The following is a 24,654-nucleotide window of genomic DNA, read 5'->3' on the forward strand; positions in this document are numbered from 1 at the left end:
GCGGAATGAAGCGAAAGTTTCACGTTCCGTTCTGAAGGAGAGGTAGGGGTGGCAACGCCCCTATCGACTCTAACCAAACCAAAAGCGGTCAATCTTGGCAGTCTTCAACATTGGGCAAAGCAATATGAAAAATTCTTGGAAACACGCATGGCTGGGGCATCTAGCTGTAAACAAAGACAAGTCGAGCCAGAATCCTAAAAAATCAATTCCAGGACGGAATATTTGGCGCATCCTGGGCAGTTTGGTGATTTCTCAAGGAATATTGCTCTCGACCCCGGTGTTTGCCGACAGCGCGCCAAACACCATGAGTTACAGCCAACTGATCGACAACATAGAAAAAGGGCAAGTCAGTAAAATCGAAGTAGACGAAACTCAAAAAACTGCCAAGGTTAGGCTAAAAAATCAAAAAAGCGATCAGACCCAATCAGTTAGTCTGTTCGACTACAACAACCGAGAACTGTACTCGCAAATCCGCGCCAAAAAGATTGACTTTGAAGTCAAACAAACAGCCGACAACGCCGCCGCAGTAAGTTTAGTAATAAACTTGCTAGTGATTTTTGCTGTGTTGGCAGTGCTGATGGCAATCCTGCGCCGATCGACCCAATCTCAAGGAAATGCCATGAACTTCGGCAAATCCAGAGCTCGTTTCCAAATGGAAGCCAAAACCGGCGTGATGTTCGACGACGTAGCAGGCATCGAAGAAGCTAAAGAAGAACTGCAAGAAGTCGTAACCTTCCTCAAAAAACCCGAACGCTTCAACGCCATCGGCGCCAAAATTCCCAGAGGAGTTCTGTTAATCGGGCCTCCAGGAACCGGCAAAACAATGCTGGCAAAAGCCATCGCAGGCGAAGCAGCCGTCCCCTTCTTCAGCATCTCCGGTTCCGAATTTGTCGAAATGTTTGTCGGAGTTGGCGCCTCCCGCGTCCGCGACTTGTTCAAGAAAGCTAAAGAAAATTCGCCCTGCATCGTCTTTATCGACGAAATAGACGCCGTAGGAAGGCAGCGCGGTGCTGGTATCGGCGGCGGCAACGACGAACGCGAACAAACTCTCAACCAGTTGCTGACAGAAATGGACGGCTTTGAGGGTAACAGTGGCGTGATTGTGATTGCAGCTACTAACCGCCCCGACGTACTCGATACCGCCCTGCTGCGGCCCGGCAGGTTCGATCGCCAAGTAACGGTAGATTTACCCAGTTACAAAGGGCGTTTAGGGATTTTGCAAGTTCACGCGCGCAACAAAAAACTCGACCCAGAAGTTGCCTTAGACACGATCGCCCGCCGCACTCCCGGCTTTTCCGGCGCCGACTTGGCAAACTTGCTCAACGAAGCAGCCATTCTCACCGCGAGGCGTCGCAAAGATACGATTAGTAACTTAGAAATTCACGACGCGATCGACCGGATCACGATCGGGCTTACGCTCAACCCGCTGCTGGATAGCAAGAAAAAGTGGATGACAGCATACCACGAAGTCGGACACGCCCTAGTCGCGACCATGCTCAAAAATGCCGACCCGGTGGAAAAAGTAACGATTATTCCTCGTTCCGGCGGCATCGAAGGCTTTACTAGCTTTGTGCTTGACGACGAAATGCTCGACAGCGAAGGTTTGAGGAGTCGGGCTTTGCTGTTAAACCGAATTAAAGTAGCTTTGGGGGGACGGGCGGCGGAGGCCGAAATTTATGGCGATGCTGAAATCGACACCGGTGCCGGTAGTGATCTCAGAAAAGTTAGCAGTCTCGCGAGGGAGATGGTAACGCTTTATGGAATGTCGGATTTGGGCCCTGTGGCTTTTGAAAGTCCGAACAATGAGGTGTTTTTGGGCCAAAACTGGAATTCGCGATCGGAGTATTCCGAAGACATGGCAATCAAGATCGATCGGCAAGTCCGAGAAATTGCCTTTGAGTGCTACGAAGAAGCTCGCCGAATTATCCGCGAAAACCGTCCTTTGGTAGACAAACTTGTCGAAGCGCTGTTGGATGAAGAAACTATCGACGGCGATGAATTTCGCCAAATTGTCGCTCGCTACACCGAGTTGACAAAAAAAGAGTTGGCACCCACCTAAAGAGTCATTAGTCCTTGGTCATTAGTCATTAGTTATTCAAGTTGGTAGTGAGGACTTTATTCCTCATTCTCGAAAAAATCAGGACTTTAGTCCTTACTATAAACCCAAAAAATGACTACTGACTAATGACTACTAACTAATGACTAATGACTACTAACTAATGACCAATTAAGATTGTTGCGCGTACATTTCCCGGAGTACCAAAGCCGGGTCAACCCAGCGGCCGCCGTACTTCAATCCCCAGTGCAAGTGAGGCCCACTCGTGCGGCCGGTCATCCCAACTCTGGCAATTCTCGCACCCGCAGGCACTGTTTGACCTTGCCAAATTTGCAATGTACCTTCGCGATCGGTATAATAACGCCCTCCATTAGCCGTTACCACTCGGCCTCTGAGGTGACAGTAGATGTGTTCCCAATTTCCCGATCGCACCACCATACCAGTGCCGCACCGTCCATCTTCCCAAACTTCCACAATTTGCCCGCCCCACCAATTGCGGATATAGCTGCCTTCGGGCGCAGCCAGATCCAAACCGTAATGAAAATCCCCGCCGCGGGGGCCGAACGGGGAAGTGTATGTTTCAAAGTTTTCGACTGGAAAAGAAGCTTCTTGCCACAAATTACCCGTCGCTACTCTGCTTGGTAAGCCTGACTGAGCTTTGACCACCTGCTGCTGCAAATAAGGGCTGATCAACACAATGCCGATCGAAAGTGCCAGCAGCAGCATCTGTCTGAAACGAAAAAAGCGTTTTGCCGTCAGCGGGCCTCTAGAGTCTTGCAGGATTTTTTTCACGGCTCAAAGTTAAATGTGTGTGAGTTTGCGTTGTCTGTTAGGCTGACATCTTGCACCCTTGTCAATAAAGCTTTCAGGGGCGGGCTTTCCGGCCCGTTCCACAAAGAATGATTTTTTTTGTGGAACGGGCCGGAAAGCCCGTTTCTCAGAAGGGTGCAAGATGTAAGTGATGCCAATTCGCTGCAAGATTTGCTTTGAGCTCTACCCGCGATCGCGAATCAGTTTATCAACAACGTGTATCTTACTCCATCCAAAACCCGTGTCAAGGCTTCCGGGTAAATGCCCAGGGGTGATAAAAAAAATTGGAAATTCGTGCTGCGGTTGAATTCGATCGAGCTTTTGCTTGACACTATAGTTAAGTTCGGGGATTTTGGATGACATCCAAAATCTCAAATTCATAACAGATATCAAGCAATGCTAACTGAAATTTTTCCCTTTAGTTTTGCCATAGACGCAACTGCGATCGCCGGTGCGTCCTTGTGGTCTTTGGCCCTGTACTGGGGCTTGTCGCCCCTCACAGAATGGGTAATCCTGCAACTGAACCGCTGGATGAATTTTGCCGAGAGATCCCTCTACACCTCGGAAGCCGAGTTTGAAAGAACCCGCCAAGCCAGAGAAGCCCAAAATGCGTTTTACGCTTCGCTGTTGAGCATTCTACCCTTTTTGATTGTGGGGGGGCTGTGCAATTGGGGCGTAGAATTTTCTCTGGGTACTGGTTGGGCGGTATCTATGGGTACGATCGCCTGTATAGGTGGCGGCGTGTACGAGCTCGGCCGCCGAGACGGCGAGGAGTCTTAGGGGATTTTGGATTTTGGATTTTGGACAGGACTTACACGCAGGTAGTTAGAAACCTGGTTTTTGCGACAATATTTCGTTGTCACCCGCAGATTCGCTAAAAAACCAGGTTTCTGTTTCTTTTCTCGAAGCGCGTAATTCCTGTATGATTGTCGCTCAAAAATGAGGATATAAAGCTATGAAACTAAAGTGGTTGATAACTGCTGCAATCATCTCATCTTTTTCGATCGTTGTTATGCCTGCGAAAGCGGCTGAAACCAGGTGCGGATGGTTAATAAATCCCACGCCGGCTAATTGGTATCTCAAAGACAAAGATGCTCAGTGGACTATCTCGGTGCAAGGGGGATATCAAGCCCGAGGAATGAACAACATTCCTCCTTTTAACGACGATGAATATGTCAAAACTAATGTTAACTATGGATATGGCTGTGCTTGTTTAAATGTGGTGACAGATAGAAATCGAATGAGAATTACCACGATACAAGGTGGTGAACAATTACCACTCTCGACTTGTCGAAAAGATCCGAATTTGCCCAAAATTCGTTAGTTGTGGCGAAACCATACAAGTTTTTTAACTCAGTCAAATGAACTTTCAACCCGAATTAACATCCTTAAACCAAGCCCGCGCCACATTTAAAAAAATTTGGGGATACGACGACTTTCGCCCGCCCCAAGGAGAAATCGTCGGCAGTTTATTAGCCGGAAAAGATACACTTATAATTATGCCGACAGGTGGCGGCAAATCAATCTGCTTTCAACTGCCAGCTTTGTTACAAACAGGCTTAACTTTGGTAGTTTCGCCGTTAGTGGCACTGATGGAAAATCAAGTGCAAGAATTGCGCGATCGCAATTTACCCGCTTCCCTCCTCCACAGTCAATTGCCAACAGCGCAGCGCCGACAAACTATGCAGTCGCTGCAACAAAACAAATTAAGATTACTGTACCTGTCTCCCGAAACATTACTCAGCAAACCTGTTTGGGAAATTATCAGTCAGCCCCACATCCAAATCAATGGTTTAATATTAGATGAAGCTCACTGTTTAGTGCAGTGGGGCGATACATTCCGACCAGCTTACCGCCGTTTGGGCGCAGTGCGCTCGGCTTTATTGAAAACCAAGCCGGAAGGTAGTAAAATTGCGATCGCCGCTTTCACCGCTACCGCCAACCCGGAAGCACAGCAGACAATCAAAAATGTCTTGCAACTGCAAAAACCAGAAGCATTTTTGCTAAGTCCCTACCGTTCTAATCTGCACCTGCAAGTGCAAACAGTCTGGACGCCGAGAGGACGCAAACAGCAGTTATTAAATTTTATTAAAGCTCGACCAAAACAAGCAGGTTTAGTCTATGTCCGCACTAGAAAAGATAGCGAAAACTTGGCGAATTTGTTGGAAGCAGCAGGTTATGAAACAGCAGCATATCATGCAGGTTTAAGTCCAGAATCACGGCGAAAAATAGAAACAGCGTGGCTGAACAATGAGATTAAATTCGTGACTTGTACCTCAGCATTCGGTATGGGAATTAATAAGCCTGATGTCCGGTGGGTTGTTCATTATCAAGCACCTTTGCTATTATCGGAATACATTCAGGAAATTGGTAGAGGCGGACGCGACGGCAAATCGGCGATCGCCCTGACATTGATTAGCGAACCGACGGGTTTGCTTTATCCCGAAGATAAACAAAGAAAGGAATTTTTTCAAGATAAATTACGATCGCAATACCGAGAAGCTCAGCAATTAGCTAATAAACTGCCTGTTAAAGGCGATATAGAAGCTGTTTCCCGCGAATTTCCCGAAAGTGCGATCGCCCTTTCAATCTTGCACAGCAGCGGACAATTAACATGGCAAGATCCTTTTAATTATGCGATTAATAAATCTCCCCAGCAAAAAGCGGAAAAATCAAATTTTACCGCAGCGGAAGAAATGGCAAAATATCTCAAACATTGCGAGTGTAGGTGGCAATTTTTGCTGCAAGCTTTTGGGTTTGCCAAGGAAGCTAAATCAATGCGCTGCGGCCACTGCGACAATTGTCGATAAAATTGACAATTATACTCAAACGACTTAACCACTCCGACCAAAGAAACCGGGTTTTTTACCCAGTCTGCGGGCAGAAACGAAGTATTGCTATGAAAAAACCCGGTTTCTCGCTACCCGTGTGATCGCGAACTAACTCACAGATGTTATGATGAAGATATTTGCTTTACACACTTGGCAAAAAATAGTAAAAAGTAAATGATAGAAACAGACACTGCGGCACAGATTTACACAGTAGAAAATACAGAGGAATTCGATCGCAGTAATGTCAATCAGCGATTAGATATTTGGCTGTCAAACCAGATACCGGACTTATCCCGATCGCGAATCCAAACCCTGATATCACAAGGCAATGTCAAAGTCAATGACGAAACCTGCACCTCGAAAAAAATCTCAGTAAAAACGGGCGATCGCATCCACCTCACATTACCCGAAGCCCAGCCCACAAAGTTGCAGGCCGAAGCAATTCCCCTCGACATTCTGTACGAAGATGACAGCCTAATTATCATCAACAAACCAGCCGGATTAGTCGTCCACCCAGCCGCCGGACACGCAGACGGTACATTAGTCAACGCTTTGTTAGCGCACTGTCCCCTAGCAGAAATAGGCGGAGTTCAGCGGCCGGGAATCGTACACAGATTAGACAAAGATACAACAGGTGCGATCGCGATCGCCAAAACCGACATAGCCCACCAACACCTGCAAGCCCAACTCAAAACTAAAACCGCCCGCCGCGAATATTTAGGCATAGTTTACGGCGCTCCCAACACCGAAACAGGCACAATAGACTTACCCATCGGCCGGCACCCCACAGACCGCAAAAAAATGGCGGTAGTACCAGTAGAAAAAGGCGGTCGCCCCGCAGTTACTCACTGGACAATCAAAGAAAGAATCGGCAACTATTGCTTAATGCACTATCAATTAGAAACTGGCCGCACCCATCAAATTCGCGTGCATACAGCCGAAATAAAACATCCCATTGTCGGCGACCCGATGTACAGTTCCAACCGTTCTATCGGCGTCAATTTAACAGGACAAGCCCTCCACGCATGGCGGCTGACTTTGCAGCATCCCGTAACCGGAGAATTAATAGAGGCGATCGCACCTTTACCAGATCAATTCAACACCCTGCTAAAAATATTGCGGTTGCGGGCTAATATTTGATAAGTGGTATAGCAGTCGCCAAAGCTGTTATGACAAGTCGCCATCAGGCGTTGAGAATGTTATCTACCTTGATTGCTTTGTTCAATATTCCCTCCAGGATATTGTTTCTACCTTAACTTTTTTTAATAGCACAAGTATCACTTAGATGCTAGTGCAAGTCGGGGATGGTACTGCTATGTGCATTTTTGTTGATGTGCAACATATCGATGTAGCCGTTGCTCTTCTTTCTCCCAATCTTATCTACTGTTATAGGTGCGATCGAGTTCTTGCAACCCTGACACCAGATTCCCCAGTTCCATGACGTAAGCACCCCTAATCTTCTGTTTGTTGCTAAAACTCACCTTGGCATCGCTAAATACAACTACTGCAGTGACCTTGGTTAACTTCTTAGCTTTTTTGATAGCCGTAACTTCTTTGGCAATCTGTGCCAGAAAATCTTTCTCAAAATCTCTCAATTTCCCGTAAGATAGACGCTTGAGTACATCCCCATCCAACAGAACTACGGTTGAGTGAGACTTAACATCAAGGATAAAATTGACTCCTTTAGGTGATCGCAGCCACACATCGATATCGCCTACTTCCGGCAATCTTAAGTTGTACTCAGCTATCCATCCAGATTGGATTAGGGTCTCCAAAACTTGCTGAATTTTTTCTTCACCACACGCCCCTTGGTCAAATCTCTGAGACGACTTCCAAAACGTTTTCCCGTCCTCAATGAACGGAAGGGCGATTAATGCCGCTATCACAAGAGCCGCGACCAAAAATAAAGGAGCAAAAGGTGCTACCGCGTATACCAGCAGTGGCAACAACACCAACCCTGTTGCGGCACCGTACCTGTATAAGGCTTTGGTACGAAGCTGTTTAGCATGGCGACGCAATGGTTTTCCAGCACCTTCGTTATATTGCGGCTGCATAAATGCACCTATGTACTTATAGTTAACAATGGGAAAAGGTCGAATTATTTTTCTTCCTAATGAGGAATGACTAATAACTAATAACTAATGACGAATGACTAATAACTAATAACTAATGACTAATGACTAATGACTAATGACTAATGACAAAAAATTATGAGTCCCGAGTTTTGGATTCCAAGTTTATCAAAAAACTCAAACCTCAAAACTCAAGACTCAAAACTCTCTCAGCCTAAAAGCCGATCGATTCAGTTGATCGCCCGACACAAATAATCGCATCAGGACAGCATCAATTACCGGCGACGGGGAACCATCGTCTCGATATTGATATTAGCTAGAGGCACGCGCTGCGGCGCAGTAGCAGGCAGGGGCATATTGCGCGCCATACTCAAATAGTTCGACGGATCGCCAGCCTTCGCCTGCTGTTCTTGAGGAACAAAACGGCGGACACTTGTCTGCCAGATGATTTGCGGGAAGCCAAGCTGCGAACGGTGGTACTCACCGTAGCGGGGCGTTTTCAAGTTGAAAGGAGTGTCCCCTCCAACTCGCTGAGGCAAAATTCGGCGCTGCTGGTAAGGTACTGTATCGTAGCCGAACTTATCCAGGTACTCTTCGCTATTGACCAACTCGTCAATAAAGCCTTGAGGCCCCTTATTTGCTACCACGATCGACCAAGCAATCTTTTCGCGCTCGCTGTACACATCCCGGCCCAAAATGCGCTGCACGCACATTTCCACAAACCGGTAATTGCTGTTAGTTTGATAATTCCGCTCCAAGAAAGGAGAAGAAGTCGCCAAACCGCGAATAAAGTCCCGCACAGTAATTTGGCCGAACTTGAGTTGCGACTCCAAAGACTTTTGGCGGTTGCTCTTGAGGATTTGGTGTTCGCTGTAAATCTGGCGATATCCAGCCCAAATCAAATTTTCGATGTCTCCAGACGAGAGCACATTTTCAGTTGTGAAAATTCTCGGCTGCTCGTCGCTCCCCACTTCAAAACCAGCAACGCGCTGGTTTTGGCTCTTGGGGGCGTAGCTTAATAAAGGAAGCGCCACGTTAAAATCTCCGTTATCTCAAATTTCAGAAATAGTTGACACCGTGAGCTGCCAGCAAAACGGATACAACTAACCAACATACAGATTAGGGGATTCCCGCAATCTAAATCTGATTTTCCTGAATTTTTGCAACAATCTGTAACATTTGTTGACTGTTGTCAGTGGGCAGTTGGCAGTGGGCAGTTGGCAGATTTTAGTCAACCGTAAACAGTCAACCGTAAACAGTCAACCGTTCACAGTCAAATAAATTACCAACCCAGAGCCGAATAAAACTCGCTGCCGGCCACTTGATCTCCTGCTGCTTCTGATGTTGCATCCGAGTCTGGTTGCACCCGAATTTCGGTACAAAAAGTCGATGTGCTGAAACCGCCAAAGCGCTTTACGGTACTCGTCCGCATCCGCACGTTCGGATTAGCAAACCAGAAACGCTCGATCGAACTCATCGTCTCGTATTCCGTAATCAGCAGCAGCCCATCCTCATCATCCATCTCAAAACGGCCAGCCACCGGCACAATTTCCGCATAGCCCCGTTCGCGTAACATCAAGCCCTGTCGGGGATTTTCAGGATCGGGGACGATCGCGAACACCGTAGACCCTTTATGATTCTCATCATCCTTATCCCACGCCATCGAGCCGTGCCAGGTCACAAAAGCCCCCCCAGCAGCCCGGCTCGGATCGACTTCGTGCATCTTGCAAATCTCGGCGACTCTCGCGTCATCCGCACCCAGCGCCGTTACCTGAATATTTGAATCCCCAATCTCCGCTTGACGGAAAGCGAGGTGGTGAGTGCTGCGCTGAGAACGCCACTCCCCAGCACTGCTTTGAAAAAACTCCATTGCATCCATACGAACTAGCTCCTTTGGCTTATGCTTCCCGGTGTTGACGCCTTTTTATGATAGAGCTCCCCCCACTTAGATGTACTTTTGCTACACAAATTAGTCTCAAAATGTCTACTTTGGACATATTGTCAAGCGAATGTTATGATAGTTTACAATGTAGGAGACACAACAAATCCTGCGAAACGTCATTCCGATCAATTTCGCATCAATCTCAGCAAACTGGAGGAGCGATTTATGGATATGCCTACAACCAGCCTCAGCATGGAACAGCAGTTCAAACTTCAAGTGCTGCGCGAAGAAGTCAAAAGGTTAAGCCAAGACCAAGCTCAGGAATACTTGCTCGAAGTTATGCGGCAAAACATGGTCAAAGAAAACCTGTTAAAGCATTGGATGAAGAATATGTGAACTCTTCGAGCATTTCTTCACAAAAATCAGCGGCTTGTATCTGCAAAAAGTACGATCGAGCTTTTAATCATAAAATCCAGAATCCCGCTTCCTCCAAGAAAGCGGGATTCTAAATTGACAAAAGTTTTACGCAGTTTTTTTTGTCGTTACAATACTCAGCAAATTAAATTCTTTTCATCCCTTAAAGAGGGACGAGAGTTTGTGTAGCCCGATTGTTTCAACTTGTCGGGGAATCAACCAAAACGGCCACTCACATAATCTAAAGTAGACTCTTCCTTCGGACTTTGGAAAATTACCTCAGTCTTGTCACACTCCACAAGATAGCCAAACCGCTTCCCATCGTCAGAAAGTTTAGCATTGAAAAAAGCAGTTAGGTCAGAAACCCGAGAAGCCTGCTGCATATTGTGAGTAACGATCACAATCGTATACTTCTCCTTGAGTTCCCGCATCAACTCCTCAATCTTAATCGTAGAAATCGGGTCAAGAGAAGCGCAAGGTTCATCCATTAACACTACATCAGGATTAATCGCGATCGCCCTAGCAATACACAAACGCTGCTGCTGGCCACCCGAAAGAGAAAAACCGCTTTGCTTTAACTTATCCTTCACCTCATCCCACAAATAAGCTTGGCTGAGCGATTTTTCCACCAGCTCATCCATATCCCCCTTATAATTGTTCACCCTCGCACCGTAAGCAATATTGTCATAAATCGACTTCGGGAAAGGATTCGGCTTTTGAAACACCATCCCAATCTTGCGGCGCACCGCCACAGCATCAATATCAGGATCGTAAAGATTTTGACCGTGGTAATCAATTCTACCCTCTAAACGAAAACCGCTAACTAAATCATTGAGACGGTTAAAACATCGCAAAATTGTACTTTTACCGCAGCCAGACGGCCCAATCAAGGCAGTAATGCGATTTTTAGGAATCTCCATTGAAACATTTTTAACCGCGTGAAAAGCGCCGTAAAAAATATTGATATTCTCTGTCCGTAAAACTGTTTCCGTTTGCTTGTCTAAATCCATCATCATACAGGTAAGTATCCAATCGAAATTTACAAAATAAGGAGAAGATGAGAGTGAGAAAGTTGGAGATGGGGAAAATGTTCCTTCTTCCTTCTTTTTACCCATTCGCCAAGTTGAAAAATCTTCTTCCTTCAATAAACTTTTTGGCGAGTAGCCCAGCGAGAAAGAATACTCGTCAGCAAAACCATAATCACCAAAATCAAAGATGCCGCCCAGGCTAATTCTTTCTGTGCCTTAAAAGGAACCGTTGCAAAGTTGTACACCAAAACCGAAAGACTCGGAGTTGGCTTATCAAATCCTGCCGGCCAAAAAGGCGAATTGAGCGCCGTGAAAATCAAAGGAGCAGTTTCTCCAGCAGCGCGAGCAATTGCCAGAGTCACACCCGTTAAAATAGCCGGAATTGCCGCAGGCAAAACGACCTGCAAAACCGTTTGATAATTAGAAGCACCCACACCAACCGACGCCCATCTAATATCTTGTGGGACGATTTGTAGAGCTTCGTCAGTAGTCCGCACAATCGTGGGCAACATCAGCACAGCCAGCGCCGCACCCCCTGCAATTGCCGAAAAACCTCCCATATTTACCACGAACAAACCGTAGGCAAATACCCCGGCAATAATCGAAGGAACGCCGCTGAGGACATTAGTAGCAAAACGTACCCAGCGAGCTACTTGACCGCTGCTGAACTCCGACAAATAAACGGCGGCCAATACACCAAAAGGAACAGCAATTAAAGAAGCAATTCCCACCGTCATCAATGTACCGAGAATTGCATTAGCAATACCCCCTCCCGATAGTCCGGGCGGCGGTGGCAGCTTGGTAAACAAGTCTAAATTCAGGCGATTAAAACCTTGTACGGTGACGTAGGAAAGCACTGCAAACAAAGGCAGCAGAGTGATGGCCAGACTAGCTCCAGCCAGTAGAGTCATCCCCAGACTAAACAGCGCTTGCGGGCTGTTTTTAACCTTCTTTAAACTGCCTGTTTTTGATACCAAAGGATTCTCATCGGAGACGCTATTTGACATAAACTAAAAATATGTAGGAAATGGCGGCAAACTTCTAGTTGTACTTCGCTCTTACTTGAGAAACAATCCACTCTGCCAAAATATTAACAATCAGTGTCATAATAAACAGAATAAGCCCAGTGTACATCAGAGCTGCTATTTGCAACCCGGAGGCTTCCGCAAACTGATTTGCCATCAGAGAAGCAATAGTATTTGCCGGAGCTAGCACAGAAAGACTTAACTGATTGGAATTACCAATTAACAGAGTTGCAGCCATTGTTTCTCCCATGGCGCGACCGAGCCCAAGCATAATTCCGCCGACAATGCCGGAAAAAGCCGCCGGTACGAGCACTCTAAAAATTGTTGTCCAGCGAGTAGCTCCTAAACCTAGAGATGCTTGCCGCAAGTCGGGCGGGAGACTTGCCAATGAGTCGCGGGAGATAGCAGTAATAATGGGCAAAGTCATGATTCCCAAAATTACTCCGGCTGGTAACATTCCCGGCCCCACTGGCGAGGTGCTAAAAATCGGCAGCCATCCGAAAGTGCCGTTGAGAAACTTGCCGAGAGTGGTAATCATGGGAATCAATACAGCAATTCCCCACAAACCGTAGACTACGCTGGGAATGGCGGCTAAAAGTTCTACTAAAAAAACCAAAGCTGTACGCACTGGTAATGGCAGAAAGTCCTCGCTCAAGAAAATGGCAGTCCCTACTCCTAATGGTACTGCAATTAGGAGCGCGATCGCCGAACTGACGATCGTCCCGTAAATCATCGGCAGCGCACCGTACTCTTCTTTAACCGGATTCCAGCTACTGCCAAACAGAAAGCCCAAACCGTACTGTTGAATGGCCGGTAAAGCCCGATAAGCAACGGTGAGCGCGATTACCAGCAAAATTACACCTACTCCTATCCCCAAAATCCGGGTCAGCCAGATAAAGCCTTGGTCTAAGGACTTTTCGGCTTGAGAGCGCGATCGGGTCTGTGATTGAGCGCTGTTATTATCTGAAATCATAGAAAAAAAACCAAATATATAGTAGCCGAAAATAGCCTGTTTCGGAAAAAGCTAGAACGAAGCAGAAAGAAAGACCATAAATAAAATCAAAGAGGGGCGGGTTTATTAATTCCCTGACTTTTCAACAAGTATTTCTGGTCAAACCCACCCCTACACAGATGCACCGATTGTTACATAGAAGAGGGGCGGATTTATTAATCCCCTGACTTTTTAACAAATATTTCTGGTAAAACCCGCCCCACAGAAATATCTCTCTTCATTCTTGCTGATTTTTACCCGCACGCGCAATGCCGAAGGGCTTTTTTCCCTCTGACAACGGACAACAATCAACAGTCAAGAGTTACTATTTGGCAACCTCAATTTTGTAATCTGGGCTGATGCCGTCCGCGGCCGCGGCTACTTTTTCTTTAACGCTTTGGGGCAGAGGAACGTAGCCCAATTCGGAACTAACTTTTTGACCTTCATTCAAGCCGTATTCAACCATTGCCTCGATAGTTTTGGCTTTGTTGGGGTCAGTAACTGTTTTGGGGACCAGCATCCAAGTGTAGGTCACTATTGGATAGGATTGAGCGCCTTCGGGGTCTTCGATAAATGCTCGCAGGTTTTCCGGCATGGGCACAGTTGCTAAAGCTTGAGAAGCTGATTCGTCGGTAGGTGCGACAAAGCTGCCTGCTTTGTTTTCCAAAGATGCAAATTTGACATTGTTGTTTTTGGCATAGCCGTATTCTATGTAGCCGAGGCTGCCTACAGTTTGCAGAATTTGGGCTGTGACGCCTTCGTTGCCTTTTGCGCCTACGCCTACGGGCCACTGTACTGTTTTGCCGTCGCCTACTGCACTTTTCCAGTCGGGGCTGATGGCACTCAGGTGTTTGGTAAAGACGGCGGTGGTACCGCTACCGTCGGAACGGTGGACGATGGTGATGGCTTGGTCTGGCAATTTAGCGGCCGGGTTGGCGGCTGCAATTCTGGGATCGTTCCAGTTGGTAATTTTACCGGCGAAGATATCTGCGTAAACATCCCGTGGCAGTTTCAGTGGTTCGGTTAAGTCTGGCAGGTTGTAGCCGATGACGATGCTGCCGGCTGTCATGGGCAGCAAGATCACGCCTTTGTCGGCTGGAACCTTGGCGATTTCGTCGTCTTTCATGCCGGTGTCGCTGGCCCCAAAGTCTACTGTGCCTTTGGTAAATTGTTCGACTCCGGCGCCGCTGCCTACTGATTGATAGTTAATTTGTACTTTGGGGTTGATTTTGTTGAAGTCTTGAAACCAACGCTGGTACAGAGGGGCGGGGAATGAGGCGCCGGCTGCGGTGATGGCTACGTCTGAGGCTAGAGCGAGTTTGGTGTTTTCCGCTGTGCCGGTGGCTGCAACGGGAGATGCGCCGGGGGATGCTGCGGTGTCGCCGGGGCTGGGGCTGCTGCTTGTGGTTGTGCTGCCACCGCCGCAAGCTGCTAAACTCAGGGCGATCGCCATAGCGGAAATTGCAGTAGTCAGACGGTTTGAATTAATCAAGTTGAGACGAAAAAGCATAGGTATAAAAAATCTGCGATCGTTATATGGGTGTCCCGCATCAGCATAGCGCGCAAAAGTAAAGGTTAGGTTAAGAATCTTTACACTTTATGGCAATTTAATATTAATTAATATTATTAATGTTATATATGAGCTTGACAAGTGTCAATATATAAGGTATATAGCAGAGACCGAGCTACGGAAACAAGCAGTCGATCGCCCGATCGCGAAAAATTCCTCATTAAATTATCACAAGATCGAGGCTTGAGAGCCAGAAAACCATACAATGGTGGTTATTTTGAGAGTAGTGCTAGTATTAAGAATTTAAAACCTGCGGGCATTGAAGCTTGCCTCTGACAAATGCCTTCTGCCTTATACCTTCTGACGAATGCCGTTTGATGATAATGCCTGCTCCTATTGAATTAATCTGGGCTGTTATTGGTTTGCTCCTGACGATAGGAGGCACTTTTTTGCCTGCATCTGTCACAATTCCGATTGGGTTGTGGGACGATCGAGGACTTCAGGCGTACTCTTTAGGTGTTACCTATCAAATTGGAGCCGTTTTGCTAGTAGGCTGCATGGGGGGTAAAAATGCTGCGGCTCTCTCGCAAATTGCTTATTTGGCATTAGGATTAACTTTGTGGCCAGTTTTTTCTCAAGGCGGCGGCATCGGCTATCTCAAAGAAGCGAGTTTTGGGTATTTGCTGGGTTTTGTGCCTGGTGCTTGGGTGTGCGGTTGGGTAGCTTTTAAGGTGGCTTCGCGGCTGGAATCTATGGCTTTTAGCTGTTTATGCGGTTTGTTCACTGTTCACGCGATCGGCTTAATTTATCTAATTTTTACTTACTGGCTACCTCCGGCAAAAACAACACCTTTATTCGATGAGATTCTTAAATATTCGGTTTATCCCCTGCCGGGACAATTGGCGGTAGTTTGTGCGATCGCAGTCCTGTCATTTACTTTACGCCGCTTGATGTTTTATTAATTAATTGGGGAATTGGGAATTGGGAATTGGGAATTGGTAATCGGTAATCGGGGATTGGTAGTTGTGTCAAATAAGGTTATACTATCATTGCCCAGCGGGAGAGTCATCTCGCTGCGGCTGGGGTTGCTTTGCTGCACTGCATTCTGCTGACAATAACCAGCGAAATTTGAGTAAATTATCCCATGCCCGATGCCCCCTTTTCTATTGCTTAATCCATGCGTTTTAAAAGAAATCCCTTGTTCTGGATTGCTGCTGCTATCAGTTTAGTTTTAGACCACCTGACTAAGTTTTGGGTGGTACAAAATTTTGACTTGACGGTTCCTCCGCAGACACAGCCGCTGTTACCCGGAGTGTTTCACTTCACTTATGTTGTTAATACCGGTGCGGCTTTTAGTCTGTTCAGCAATGGCGGGGCGATTTGGTTGCGCTGGCTGTCTTTGGGCGTTAGTGTGGGATTGATTGTGCTGGCTTGGTTCGGGCCGCGAATTAACCGCTGGGAACAAGCTGGCTACGGTTTGATTTTAGGTGGAGCACTGGGGAACGGGATCGATCGATTTGTTTCGGGCCATGTTGTAGATTTTATCGATTTTCGGCTGATTCGGTTCCCCGTCTTTAATCTAGCTGATGTGTTTATTAATGCTGGGATTATCTGTTTGCTGATTGCAACTTTTCACAGTGCACCACCTACTCCGACTACTCCGAGAACTCAGGACGATCGCGATTCTATTTAAGAGTAACTTTTAAGAAGTCAATCAATTTTAGATTTTAGATTTTAGATTTTAGATTAACCCATCCATGGGCTGTACCGTTCTCAGGTTTATCGGGTGCGGAGCTTTTTTTTGCTTATCCACTAACAAAGCTAGGGGCATCGCCACCAATTGCTTTCCGTCATTTGTCCGTTGTCTGCTGTCAAAAGGTATAGGTATCAACTTAAAGTTAGAGTCATTTATGAGCTATAATTAAATTTTTTAGTGCTAAGGCTAAACTTGCCCGTGATCACAAGCAATTTGGTCACAAACTCCCGGGTTTATCCGTGGGATAAATTCCCAAATTTAAAATTTAAAATCTAAAATCTAAAATCTAAAATCGGATGACTCCTAATCCATTTGCTCAAGAACGCTTACTATTTGTCCCAGCAACCCCCGATGCTGATGCTATCCCGACTATTTTTGCTTTTCCCAACGAGTACACGGTGGGTATTACCAGTCTCGGCTATCAGATAGTGTGGGCCACTTTGGCTGTGCGATCGGATATTGAAGTGGGCCGTTTATTTACTGATATCAGCGAACCACTTCCCCGAAATCCAGAATTACTGGGATTTTCGCTTTCTTGGGAACTAGACTATGTAAATATTCTAAATTTATTGGAATCTCTCGAAATTCCGATTTGGGCGTCAAAACGAACTGATAATCATCCGATAGTATTCGGGGGCGGCCCGGTTTTTACTGCGAATCCAGAACCTTTTGCCGATTTTTTTGATGTGATTTTGCTGGGAGATGGCGAACATCTCATTGACAATTTTATTGATGCTTATAAACAAGTCCGTACCGCCGACAGACCAACTAAATTGCGGCATTTAGCCCAAGTTCCGGGAGTTTACGTCCCCAGTTTGTACGAAGTAACTTATCTGGATGCGACTGAGGGGATTAAATCGATTCAGCCTGTCGATTCAGAAATTCCCAGTATGGTTGAAAAACAGACGTACCGCGGCAATACTTTATCTGCTTCCACTGTGGTGACAGAAAAAGCGGCTTGGGAAAATATTTACATGGTGGAAGTGGTTCGGAGTTGTCCAGAAATGTGCCGTTTTTGTTTGGCAAGTTATCTGACTTTGCCGTTTAGAACTGCGAGTTTGGAGGATTCGTTAATTCCGGCGATCGATCGCGGTTTAGCTGTGACTAATCGTTTGGGTTTGTTGGGTGCTTCGGTCACTCAGCACCCCGAATTTGAAGCGTTGCTGGATCATTTGAATCATCCGAAATACGACGGCGTGCGGCTGAGTCTTTCTTCGGTAAGGACGAATACGGTGACAGTTAAATTGGCAGAAATATTGACCAACAGAGACAGCAAATCTGTGACTATTGCGGTGGAAACTGGGAGCGATCGCCTCCGCAAAATCGTTAACAAAAAACTCACCAATGACGAAATTATTCAAGCTGCTATCAATGCTAAAGCTGGTGGCTTAAAGGGAATTAAACTTTACGGGATGGCGGGAATTCCCGGCGAAGAAATGGAGGATTTAGAGGAGACGGTGGCGATGATGCGGGCGATTAGAAAAGCTGTTCCCGGTTTGCGGTTGACTCTGGGATGCAGCACTTTTGTTCCGAAATCTCACACTCCTTTTCAGTGGTTTGGAGTGAATAAAGATGCGGAGAAGAGGCTGAAGTTTTTAGATAAAGAATTGCGTAAGTTAGGTTTAGAATTTAGACCTGAAAGCTATAACTGGTCGGTAATTCAGGGTTTGTTGTCAAAGGGCGATCGGCGGTTGTCTCGGCTGTTAGAATTAGTGCGGCATTACGGCGATACTTTGGGGAGTTATAGGCGGGCGTTTAAGGAGTTGCGGGGACAGTTGCCGGAGATGGATTTTTATGTTTTTCAAGAGTGGGAATTGGATCGGGTTTTGCCTTGGAGTCATTTAAAAGGGCCACTACCGGAGGCGACTTTGAAGAAGCATTTGGCTGAGGCGACGAGTCATTTTAGGACGAAGGATTTGCAGTTGACGAGTTAAGAAATAGCGGATGCGAAAGATTGAAACTAACAGTTGCTGTTTGTACTGATACAGAGGATAATACTGCAAATGCTGAAACGCGATCGCACTTAACTGTCTAGCGCAACGATACTATGCCCCATTTTAACTACTCGTCGCTGATTAATGCCACCGTTGAAGTAGTCTGGAACTTTCACGAAAAACCGGATATTCTGCAACTTTTGACTCCGCCTTGGCAACCGGTTCAAGATAAGATGAGGAGCGACATACTATAATACAATTATGCCTGAAGTCCAACCGAAAGAAATTCAGCGTTATACTACGCCAGACAACAGAGTGCCTTTCGAGGAATGGTTTAATGTTCTCCGAGATGGCAAAGCTAAAGCTAGAATTAGGTTGAGATTAGACAGAGTTCAACTCGGCAATCTCGGAGATTATCGATTTGTTGGAGAAGGAGTCTATGAATTAAAAATAGATTATGGCCCTGGATACCGAATCTATTTCGGACAAGTCGGCACAACTATTATCCTGCTTTTAATAGGCGGGGATAAAAGCACTCAAGACCGAGACATACAGCAAGCTATCAAATACTGGACTGATTACAGGAGTGAAGATAATGCCTAAAAGTTTACCTTACCATCCCTTTTTAATAGAATCTCTCAAAAAGCCAATAGATTCTGCGATGTATCTAGAGGCTTTTTTTGAAGAAGAAAACCCGGAAACCGAACTGCTAAAAGTGGTACTTAGCAATGTAGCAGAAGCTCTTGGCAAACAGCAGATGTCTCCCGAACAATATGAATTGCAATTAAAAAAACTGGATGAATTGCTATCGCAGCAAGGAAATGATGCGATTTACAATCTGGGCACTTGGCTGAATGCTTTGGGATTGAAACTAACTGTTGCTGTTTGTACGGATACAGAGGATAATACTGCAAATGCTGAAACGCGATCGGAAATAACTGTTTAACTTAATCTAGAAAATGCCTAATTTTCGATATTCATCCCTAATTAATTCGAGCGTGGAAACAGTCTGGAACTTTCACGAAATGCCGGACATTCTGCAACTTTTGACTCCGCCTTGGCAACCGGTGAAAATCATTCGCCGCGAAGGGGGACTCGATGTGGGTGCTGTATCAGAATTTCGCCTGTTATTGGGGCCGATTCCTGTAAAATGGGTGGCGACTCACACTCAGTGCGAACAATATCGCTTGTTTGTTGATGAACAAACTGAGGGGCCGATGGCACGTTGGACTCACCGACACGAGTTTACCTCAGAAAATGGCAAGACTAGATTGACAGATGCGATCGCATTTTCGATACCGGGCGGCCCGATTGTCGATTTGTTGTTAGGTTGGTGGGTGGAAATGCGATTAACAGATATGTTTCGCTACCGCCACGAAGTCACAAAAAGAGAGTGCGAGAAAGATGCAAACAACGGCTGAATATTACTGTGCTTTCTGCGGCGAACCGAGTACAACTTTTATTGATATCAGCGGTGGTATGGAACAATCTTATATCGAAGATTGTCAGGTTTGCTGTCGCCCCAATGTTCTGTATGTCAGAATAGACGAAGATACCCTGGATATTGAAATAGATACTGACTATCAAGAATAAGTGACTATAAAAATGTAGGAATTGCCTTTGAGTCTGACTTGGTAGAATTCATAAATCTTGAAGCTGCTGCTTCTACGAAAGCCTGAAAAATTCGAGAGTTGAATGAACAGTTTGGGGACATTTCGGGGTGCCATTGAATTGCTATCATCCAAGGGTGATAGCAGTGTTCCATTGCTTCTACCAAAGTGTCAGGTGCATTCGCTACTATTTGCCAATCGGATGTTACTTTCCTCACTGCTTGATGATGCCAGGAAACAACGGTTGTTGAAGTTTTTCCCATAATTTTTGCTAGCCGACTGGTTGGCTCAATTTCAATGGTATGCTCGATCGCACGCGGGGGAATTCCCGATCCGTGATTAACCTCATTTCCGTAAGCATCCGGTACGTGAATCACCAAACTGCCACCGCTGGCTACGTTCAACATTTGCATTCCCCGGCAAATCCCCAACACAGGTATGTCAGCCTTCAAAGCTAGCTTTGCTAAGCTTAATTCAAAATTGTCGCGTTCTGCATTAACTGAGTAAACTGTGTGATCGACATAACCGCCATAAAGTTCTGGGTTGATATCTCCGCCCCCGGACAAAATCAAACCATCTACTGCATCAAAAATACTAGCCGGATCTAATTGATTGGGCGGCAGTAAAATCGGAATGCCACCAGCAGCCTGAACTGCATCAATATAAGTTCCATTTAAGCGATATTCGCCTGCTGGACAGCGGTTGTATGTTGTGATACCAACAATCGGAAATTTTTTCATTTGCTAGAGACTGGGAGATAATTATTTACATTAATACTCAGATTTGGCACTATTTGTAATCAGTGTTTCATGTGCGGGCTAGAAGCCAACGCCACAATAAAACTTACTTACTTATTGTGAAACAGGAATCTTGCCTGTTTCTTGTCTGATTACTTGTGATGGATTCCTACATTAAACTGAAAATTACCAGCACTGCTGTCTAATTTGTAACAGTTTTAGTATTAGTTTCCGGCAGCGGTTTGCGCGTACACAGATAAGCCAACGGCCCGAACAGCGGTACTAATGTTACTGCCCAAAATGCTGTAGAGTTTTGCATTTCTCGGCGCGCCATATCGTCTCCTAATAAGGCAGGAAATAGTAGGCAAAGCATACAAAAATCTAAACTCATTACATGGATAAAGCGGCTAGTCTGCCACTGCTGAATAAAATCAGACCAATCGCCGTTTGTCAAGCCAAAGGCAACTAAACCACCCGCAGCTAATGTTAAGAAAATTCCAGTAAAACGGGAGTCTAATATCTTTAAAAAGATATTTTTATGACCGGGAAATTCAGGATTCGGTTCGCGCAGGGCTAAATAAGGCAGCAAGGCAACGGCGCCGACGCCAAAGGATAAAGTGGCAAATAGCCATGCAGGTATTTTCTGCCCCCTGCCGTCAGCAAATAAGACGCAACTGTAGATGAGCGGCCAGACTCCCATGAGGTTGAATAACGCTACAATTAAAGGGTTGATGTCTGCTATTTTGCCTGTGGAAATATTGGTAATTAGTGTGATGGTTTTTTCTGGACTGTCGGGTGGTGCAAATACAAAGGCGTAGGTGATAAATGCAATCCAAAGCAGCCCAAATCCAATTTTCCTGAACATAGTTAGTTTTCTTTACTTCTGATATTACTATAACAATCTTAAAGCGTTTTTGAATAACACTTTTTTATTAACCGCAGAGGACGCAGAGGAAGAGAGGAGAATATCTGAATGTCTTGCTATTTGGTATCGCCTGTTTTGGGCAGATTGCTAAATTGTTGCATAAATTGGCGATCGATCCAATCTTTCCAATACCACAACACCCATGATTCCCACATGAAATTGCCGCGAGATGCGATCGCCCTTTTATTCCCAGTACCAATTAACCCTAAGTATTGTTCCTGCGGTGCAAAGGGTTTCAGCGGTTTTTCCAATAAAAACTGCTGCAAGTTTTCAAACAGCGGTTTGCCCTGACGCACGGCAAACACGCCTGCTTTGGGACGCGGATAATTAACCATCGCTGCGATATCTCCAGCCGCAAATACGTTGGGGTGAGAGACTGATTGTAGGCAATCGTTGACTTCCATAAAGCCGTTTGAGTCGGCTGCTAAACCGGATTCTCTTATCCAATTGGCTGCCGATGCTTGTGTCACCCAAAAAATGATCTCACACTCTAATTCTAAACCTGATTTACAGGAAATTTGGTAATTGGTAGGGAATTGAGGATTGGTTTCCCTGTCAATCTTTTTTACAGCACAGACTTTTTCCTTTAAATGCAATTGAATGCCGCGACTGATGAGAATTTCTTGAAGGCGTCGGCGCACCCGCTGATTGTGTCCCTGCATCAATTCAGCACCGCTGTGAAACAAATGTATTTCTAGTTCTTCTTCTTTTTTCCCCCTTCCCTCTTCCCTGAATCCCCATCCGTTAAATCCGTTAAATCCGTTACACAATCCGTTGCCGAACCCCTCTTCCTTCCCCAATCGAGATTGTATATTTAATGCTAATTCTACGCCACCTGCACCGCCCCCTACAATGGCGATCCGCAGCGGTTTTTGGAGAGAGTTTTGCCTTTCTGAAATTAACTGATTCCAGCTAGCTAAAAACTCCGGTACGGGTTTAGCTGCAATTGCATATTCAGCAGCACCCGGTACAGATAAAGCCGCAGGAGTGCTGCCGATATCCACCGAAAGCACATCAAAATTAACCGGAGGGTGAATTTGACAAATAACTAAATTTTTGTTAAGGTCGATCGCTATCGCCCGATCGATTAATATTTGACATCCGGCAAATTCCGCGAGTGATCGCAAATCGATGTGACATTCATCATAATCGTAAAACCCGGCAACGTGTCCCGGCAGCATTCCCGAATAAGGCGCGTGCAGCACGTCGCTAATCAAAGTTAAACGCACTCCCGGCAGCGGTTTGATACCGAACATTTTTAATACGATAGCATGACTGTGACCGCCACCAATTAACACTAAATCTTTCACAATTACAGATGTTCGATCGAAATATTCCAGCACCGATATTGTACAGCACTCGCACTCATTGGGCAGCACAGTCCGGTAAGGAGAGCTGGCAGTGCGTAATTAATGATTTCCCAGCAGTTAGACAGAATGCTGTCACTTACCCTCTGTCTCAGAGATTATACGGAGTTCAGTTGCGATCGCATAACATCAATTCACCCATTTCAGTTAACCGATTCCACATTCAGCGCCAATGGCTGTAGACTGTAGAGCGAGCAAATTTTATCACCAAATTATGTCGGGGTGTGTTTCAATAGCTAACTCACCATTCAAAACTATGACATTACGCATCATTCCGCGCAGTTGGCAGCGATCGATTAAAACTCTTTTCCCGCTTCTGTTTGCCCTCTCATTCATTATAGTATTGCTGGCGAACAATTTCATTCCGGCGATCGCCCAGCAACCCCGCCAGGAAATTCGCGGCGTTTGGATGACGACAAACGACAAAGACATCCTCAGAGATCGTCGCAAACTAGGAGATGCTGTCAGCAAACTAAAACGGTTAAATTTCAACACAATCTATCCCGTTGTCTGGAATTCTGGCTATGCAATGTATCCCAGCAATGTAGCGCAGCAAAGAGATATTCAACCCTTTGTTTACAGAGGGTTAGAGGGACAAGATATGATCGCAGATTTAATCGCTCAATCTCACCGCCAAGGCCTGCTAGTAATTCCTTGGTTTGAGTTTGGTTTCATGGCTCCTCCCACCTCAGAATTAGCCTTAAATCATCCCGATTGGCTGACACAAAAACAGGACGGCAGCCAAACATCAAACGGCGCGGGTGGCGAAGTAGTTTGGCTCAATCCCTTTCATCCAGAAGTTCAGCAATTCATTACTGAACTCGTACTAGAAATCACCACTCAATACAACGCCGACGGCATTCAATTTGACGACCACATGAGTTTGCCGTCGGAATTTGGATACGATGAGTACACAGTTGCTTTGTATACCAAAGAAACAAAAAAGGCTCCGCCAAAAGATTTTCAAAATCCAGCATGGGTGCAGTGGCGAGCCAATAAAATCACCGCTTTTATGTCGCAGCTAAATCAAGCCGTCAAAGCAGTCAAGCCCAATGCAATTTTCTCAATTTCTCCCAATTACTACGAGTTTGCTTACAAACATCATCTACAAGATTGGCTGACTTGGGTGCGCTTGGATATTGCCGACGAGCTAATCGTGCAAGTGTACCGTCCCAATTTAGAATCATTTGTGGGCAAGATTAACCGTCCAGAAATGCAAGAAGCACAGCAAAAGATTCCCACCGGAGTTGGGATTATGACAGGTTTGAGAAATAACCCAGTACCGATTCAGCAAATTAAATCTCAGGTGCAAGCAGTCCAAGAATACGGCTTAGGCGCCGCTTTCTTCTACTACGAAAGCTTGTGGGAATATGCGCCCGAACCCATCGCCCATCGACTGTCTCAATTTAGTGCTTTCTTCCCGTCTTCTGCATTCCGAACAGCGCTACAAATACCCAGACGCGCGGCTACTTTCCCTCCGCCGCCACCACCAAAACCAGATCCGAAAACTAAGCCAGAGCAACCTACCAAAAACAGCACACCTTCACCCTCGCCAACCACGTAAAAGAATTAACAAGTCATCAGTCATTGGTAATTTTGTAGGGTGTGCCATTAGTCCGACAGTCCGACAGCATTGGTGACAAGTTAAGGAAAAAGGGAAATTGTCAAGGGTAGTATTTGCATGGGTCTGGGATCGTGGGAAACTT

Annotated in this window: 27 protein-coding genes and 1 pseudogene; 16 read left to right on the forward strand and 12 right to left on the reverse strand. The window is 45.9% G+C overall.

What is annotated here, in order from left to right; all coding sequences use genetic code 11:
• Positions 1–124 precede the first annotated feature (124 nt).
• Positions 125–2,059 carry an ATP-dependent zinc metalloprotease FtsH gene (gene ftsH, locus QUA03_RS23670; protein ID WP_333215493.1) on the forward strand — a complete coding sequence of 645 codons (1,935 nt, stop codon included), beginning with the start codon at positions 125–127 and terminating at the stop codon, positions 2,057–2,059.
• Between the two features lie 168 nt (positions 2,060–2,227).
• Here ftsH and QUA03_RS23675 read toward each other — a convergent pair whose 3' ends face one another.
• Together QUA03_RS23675 and QUA03_RS23680 are read right to left on the reverse strand one after the other, a co-directional pair.
• Positions 2,228–2,782 carry a M23 family metallopeptidase gene (locus tag QUA03_RS23675; protein WP_333215537.1) on the reverse strand — a complete coding sequence of 185 codons (555 nt, stop codon included), beginning with the start codon at positions 2,780–2,782 and terminating at the stop codon, positions 2,228–2,230.
• A 267-nt stretch (positions 2,783–3,049) separates the two neighbouring features.
• The gene (locus tag QUA03_RS23680) at positions 3,050–3,229 is read right to left on the reverse strand and encodes a hypothetical protein (RefSeq protein ID WP_333083634.1); all 180 of its coding nucleotides are present in this window, start codon (positions 3,227–3,229) and stop codon (positions 3,050–3,052) included.
• A gap of 33 nt (positions 3,230–3,262) precedes the next feature.
• On the opposite strand from QUA03_RS23680, the gene QUA03_RS23685 reads away from it, so the two are divergent.
• The 4 genes from QUA03_RS23685 (at position 3,263) to QUA03_RS23700 (ending at position 6,837) form a co-directional block, all read left to right on the forward strand.
• A complete protein-coding gene (locus QUA03_RS23685; RefSeq protein ID WP_333215495.1) occupies positions 3,263–3,646 on the forward strand; it encodes a hypothetical protein in 384 nt (127 codons plus the stop codon).
• A gap of 175 nt (positions 3,647–3,821) precedes the next feature.
• Positions 3,822–4,190 carry a DUF4087 domain-containing protein gene (locus tag QUA03_RS23690; protein ID WP_333215497.1) on the forward strand — a complete coding sequence of 123 codons (369 nt, stop codon included), beginning with the start codon at positions 3,822–3,824 and terminating at the stop codon, positions 4,188–4,190.
• A gap of 37 nt (positions 4,191–4,227) precedes the next feature.
• Positions 4,228–5,676, forward strand: a complete 1,449-nt coding sequence (locus QUA03_RS23695; protein ID WP_333215499.1) for an ATP-dependent DNA helicase RecQ — start codon at positions 4,228–4,230, stop codon at positions 5,674–5,676.
• Positions 5,677–5,871: 195 nt separating this feature from the next.
• Positions 5,872–6,837 (forward strand): RluA family pseudouridine synthase, encoded by a 966-nt coding sequence (locus QUA03_RS23700; protein WP_333215501.1) that lies wholly within the window; start codon positions 5,872–5,874, stop codon positions 6,835–6,837.
• A 236-nt stretch (positions 6,838–7,073) separates the two neighbouring features.
• Here QUA03_RS23700 and QUA03_RS23705 read toward each other — a convergent pair whose 3' ends face one another.
• The 3 genes from QUA03_RS23705 to QUA03_RS23715 all read right to left on the reverse strand — a co-directional run bounded on the left by QUA03_RS23705 (position 7,074) and on the right by QUA03_RS23715 (position 9,648).
• Positions 7,074–7,751, reverse strand: coding sequence for an NERD domain-containing protein (locus QUA03_RS23705; RefSeq protein WP_333215503.1), 678 nt, complete (start codon positions 7,749–7,751; stop codon positions 7,074–7,076).
• A 293-nt stretch (positions 7,752–8,044) separates the two neighbouring features.
• The gene (locus tag QUA03_RS23710; protein ID WP_333215505.1) at positions 8,045–8,803 is read right to left on the reverse strand and encodes a phycobilisome rod-core linker polypeptide; all 759 of its coding nucleotides are present in this window, start codon (positions 8,801–8,803) and stop codon (positions 8,045–8,047) included.
• A 248-nt stretch (positions 8,804–9,051) separates the two neighbouring features.
• The gene (locus QUA03_RS23715; RefSeq protein ID WP_333215507.1) at positions 9,052–9,648 is read right to left on the reverse strand and encodes a phycobiliprotein lyase; all 597 of its coding nucleotides are present in this window, start codon (positions 9,646–9,648) and stop codon (positions 9,052–9,054) included.
• A gap of 228 nt (positions 9,649–9,876) precedes the next feature.
• On the opposite strand from QUA03_RS23715, the gene QUA03_RS23720 reads away from it, so the two are divergent.
• Positions 9,877–10,047 (forward strand): NblA/ycf18 family protein, encoded by a 171-nt coding sequence (locus QUA03_RS23720; protein ID WP_242716365.1) that lies wholly within the window; start codon positions 9,877–9,879, stop codon positions 10,045–10,047.
• A gap of 233 nt (positions 10,048–10,280) precedes the next feature.
• Here QUA03_RS23720 and pstB read toward each other — a convergent pair whose 3' ends face one another.
• From pstB to pstS, 4 genes are all read right to left on the reverse strand, one after another.
• The gene (gene pstB / locus QUA03_RS23725; RefSeq protein WP_333036858.1) at positions 10,281–11,081 is read right to left on the reverse strand and encodes a phosphate ABC transporter ATP-binding protein PstB; all 801 of its coding nucleotides are present in this window, start codon (positions 11,079–11,081) and stop codon (positions 10,281–10,283) included.
• A 125-nt stretch (positions 11,082–11,206) separates the two neighbouring features.
• Positions 11,207–12,100, reverse strand: a complete 894-nt coding sequence (gene pstA / locus QUA03_RS23730) for a phosphate ABC transporter permease PstA (RefSeq protein ID WP_333215509.1) — start codon at positions 12,098–12,100, stop codon at positions 11,207–11,209.
• A gap of 34 nt (positions 12,101–12,134) precedes the next feature.
• Positions 12,135–13,091 (reverse strand): phosphate ABC transporter permease subunit PstC, encoded by a 957-nt coding sequence (gene pstC / locus QUA03_RS23735; protein ID WP_333215511.1) that lies wholly within the window; start codon positions 13,089–13,091, stop codon positions 12,135–12,137.
• A 343-nt stretch (positions 13,092–13,434) separates the two neighbouring features.
• Positions 13,435–14,619 carry a phosphate ABC transporter substrate-binding protein PstS gene (gene pstS / locus QUA03_RS23740; RefSeq protein WP_333215513.1) on the reverse strand — a complete coding sequence of 395 codons (1,185 nt, stop codon included), beginning with the start codon at positions 14,617–14,619 and terminating at the stop codon, positions 13,435–13,437.
• A gap of 383 nt (positions 14,620–15,002) precedes the next feature.
• Between pstS and QUA03_RS23745 the strand changes: the two genes are divergently transcribed.
• The 8 genes and pseudogenes from QUA03_RS23745 to QUA03_RS23780 all read left to right on the forward strand — a co-directional run bounded on the left by QUA03_RS23745 (position 15,003) and on the right by QUA03_RS23780 (position 19,902).
• Entirely contained in the window at positions 15,003–15,581 is a 579-nt protein-coding gene (locus tag QUA03_RS23745; RefSeq protein ID WP_333215515.1) for a biotin transporter BioY, read from the forward strand.
• A 215-nt stretch (positions 15,582–15,796) separates the two neighbouring features.
• A complete protein-coding gene (gene lspA / locus QUA03_RS23750) occupies positions 15,797–16,312 on the forward strand; it encodes a signal peptidase II (RefSeq protein WP_333215517.1) in 516 nt (171 codons plus the stop codon).
• 359 nt (positions 16,313–16,671) lie between these two features.
• A complete protein-coding gene (locus tag QUA03_RS23755; protein ID WP_333215519.1) occupies positions 16,672–18,309 on the forward strand; it encodes a radical SAM protein in 1,638 nt (545 codons plus the stop codon).
• A gap of 113 nt (positions 18,310–18,422) precedes the next feature.
• Positions 18,423–18,536: pseudogene (locus QUA03_RS23760) on the forward strand (SRPBCC family protein); the annotation flags it as partial.
• A gap of 34 nt (positions 18,537–18,570) precedes the next feature.
• Positions 18,571–18,912, forward strand: coding sequence for a type II toxin-antitoxin system RelE/ParE family toxin (locus tag QUA03_RS23765; RefSeq protein ID WP_333215521.1), 342 nt, complete (start codon positions 18,571–18,573; stop codon positions 18,910–18,912).
• Entirely contained in the window at positions 18,905–19,255 is a 351-nt protein-coding gene (locus QUA03_RS23770; RefSeq protein WP_333215523.1) for a transcriptional regulator, read from the forward strand. The genes QUA03_RS23765 and QUA03_RS23770 overlap by 8 nt, the downstream gene beginning before the upstream one ends.
• Positions 19,256–19,268: 13 nt before the next feature.
• Positions 19,269–19,730, forward strand: a complete 462-nt coding sequence (locus tag QUA03_RS23775; RefSeq protein ID WP_333215525.1) for an SRPBCC family protein — start codon at positions 19,269–19,271, stop codon at positions 19,728–19,730.
• Positions 19,714–19,902: a CPXCG motif-containing cysteine-rich protein gene (locus QUA03_RS23780; RefSeq protein ID WP_333084521.1), complete on the forward strand. Its 189-nt coding sequence runs from the start codon at positions 19,714–19,716 to the stop codon at positions 19,900–19,902. The genes QUA03_RS23775 and QUA03_RS23780 overlap by 17 nt, the downstream gene beginning before the upstream one ends.
• Positions 19,903–19,906: 4 nt before the next feature.
• On the opposite strand, the gene QUA03_RS23785 is transcribed toward QUA03_RS23780, so the two are convergent.
• The 3 genes from QUA03_RS23785 to QUA03_RS23795 all read right to left on the reverse strand — a co-directional run bounded on the left by QUA03_RS23785 (position 19,907) and on the right by QUA03_RS23795 (position 22,891).
• A complete protein-coding gene (locus QUA03_RS23785; protein WP_333215527.1) occupies positions 19,907–20,659 on the reverse strand; it encodes a gamma-glutamyl-gamma-aminobutyrate hydrolase family protein in 753 nt (250 codons plus the stop codon).
• A 199-nt stretch (positions 20,660–20,858) separates the two neighbouring features.
• Positions 20,859–21,521 (reverse strand): DUF2834 domain-containing protein, encoded by a 663-nt coding sequence (locus tag QUA03_RS23790; RefSeq protein ID WP_333215529.1) that lies wholly within the window; start codon positions 21,519–21,521, stop codon positions 20,859–20,861.
• Positions 21,522–21,637: 116 nt separating this feature from the next.
• Positions 21,638–22,891, reverse strand: coding sequence for an FAD-dependent oxidoreductase (locus QUA03_RS23795; RefSeq protein ID WP_333215531.1), 1,254 nt, complete (start codon positions 22,889–22,891; stop codon positions 21,638–21,640).
• 8 nt (positions 22,892–22,899) lie between these two features.
• Here QUA03_RS23795 and QUA03_RS23800 point away from each other — a divergent pair, with 8 nt between their 5' ends.
• A complete protein-coding gene (locus QUA03_RS23800; protein ID WP_333215533.1) occupies positions 22,900–23,130 on the forward strand; it encodes a hypothetical protein in 231 nt (76 codons plus the stop codon).
• Positions 23,121–24,512 (forward strand): glycoside hydrolase family 10 protein, encoded by a 1,392-nt coding sequence (locus QUA03_RS23805; protein ID WP_333215535.1) that lies wholly within the window; start codon positions 23,121–23,123, stop codon positions 24,510–24,512. Before QUA03_RS23800 ends, QUA03_RS23805 begins: the two co-directional genes overlap by 10 nt.
• The last annotated feature ends 142 nt before the right edge of the window (positions 24,513–24,654 follow it).

It is taken from the genome of Microcoleus sp. S36b_A4, from assembly GCF_036700645.1.
Classification (GTDB): Bacteria; Cyanobacteriota; Cyanobacteriia; order Cyanobacteriales; family Microcoleaceae; genus Microcoleus.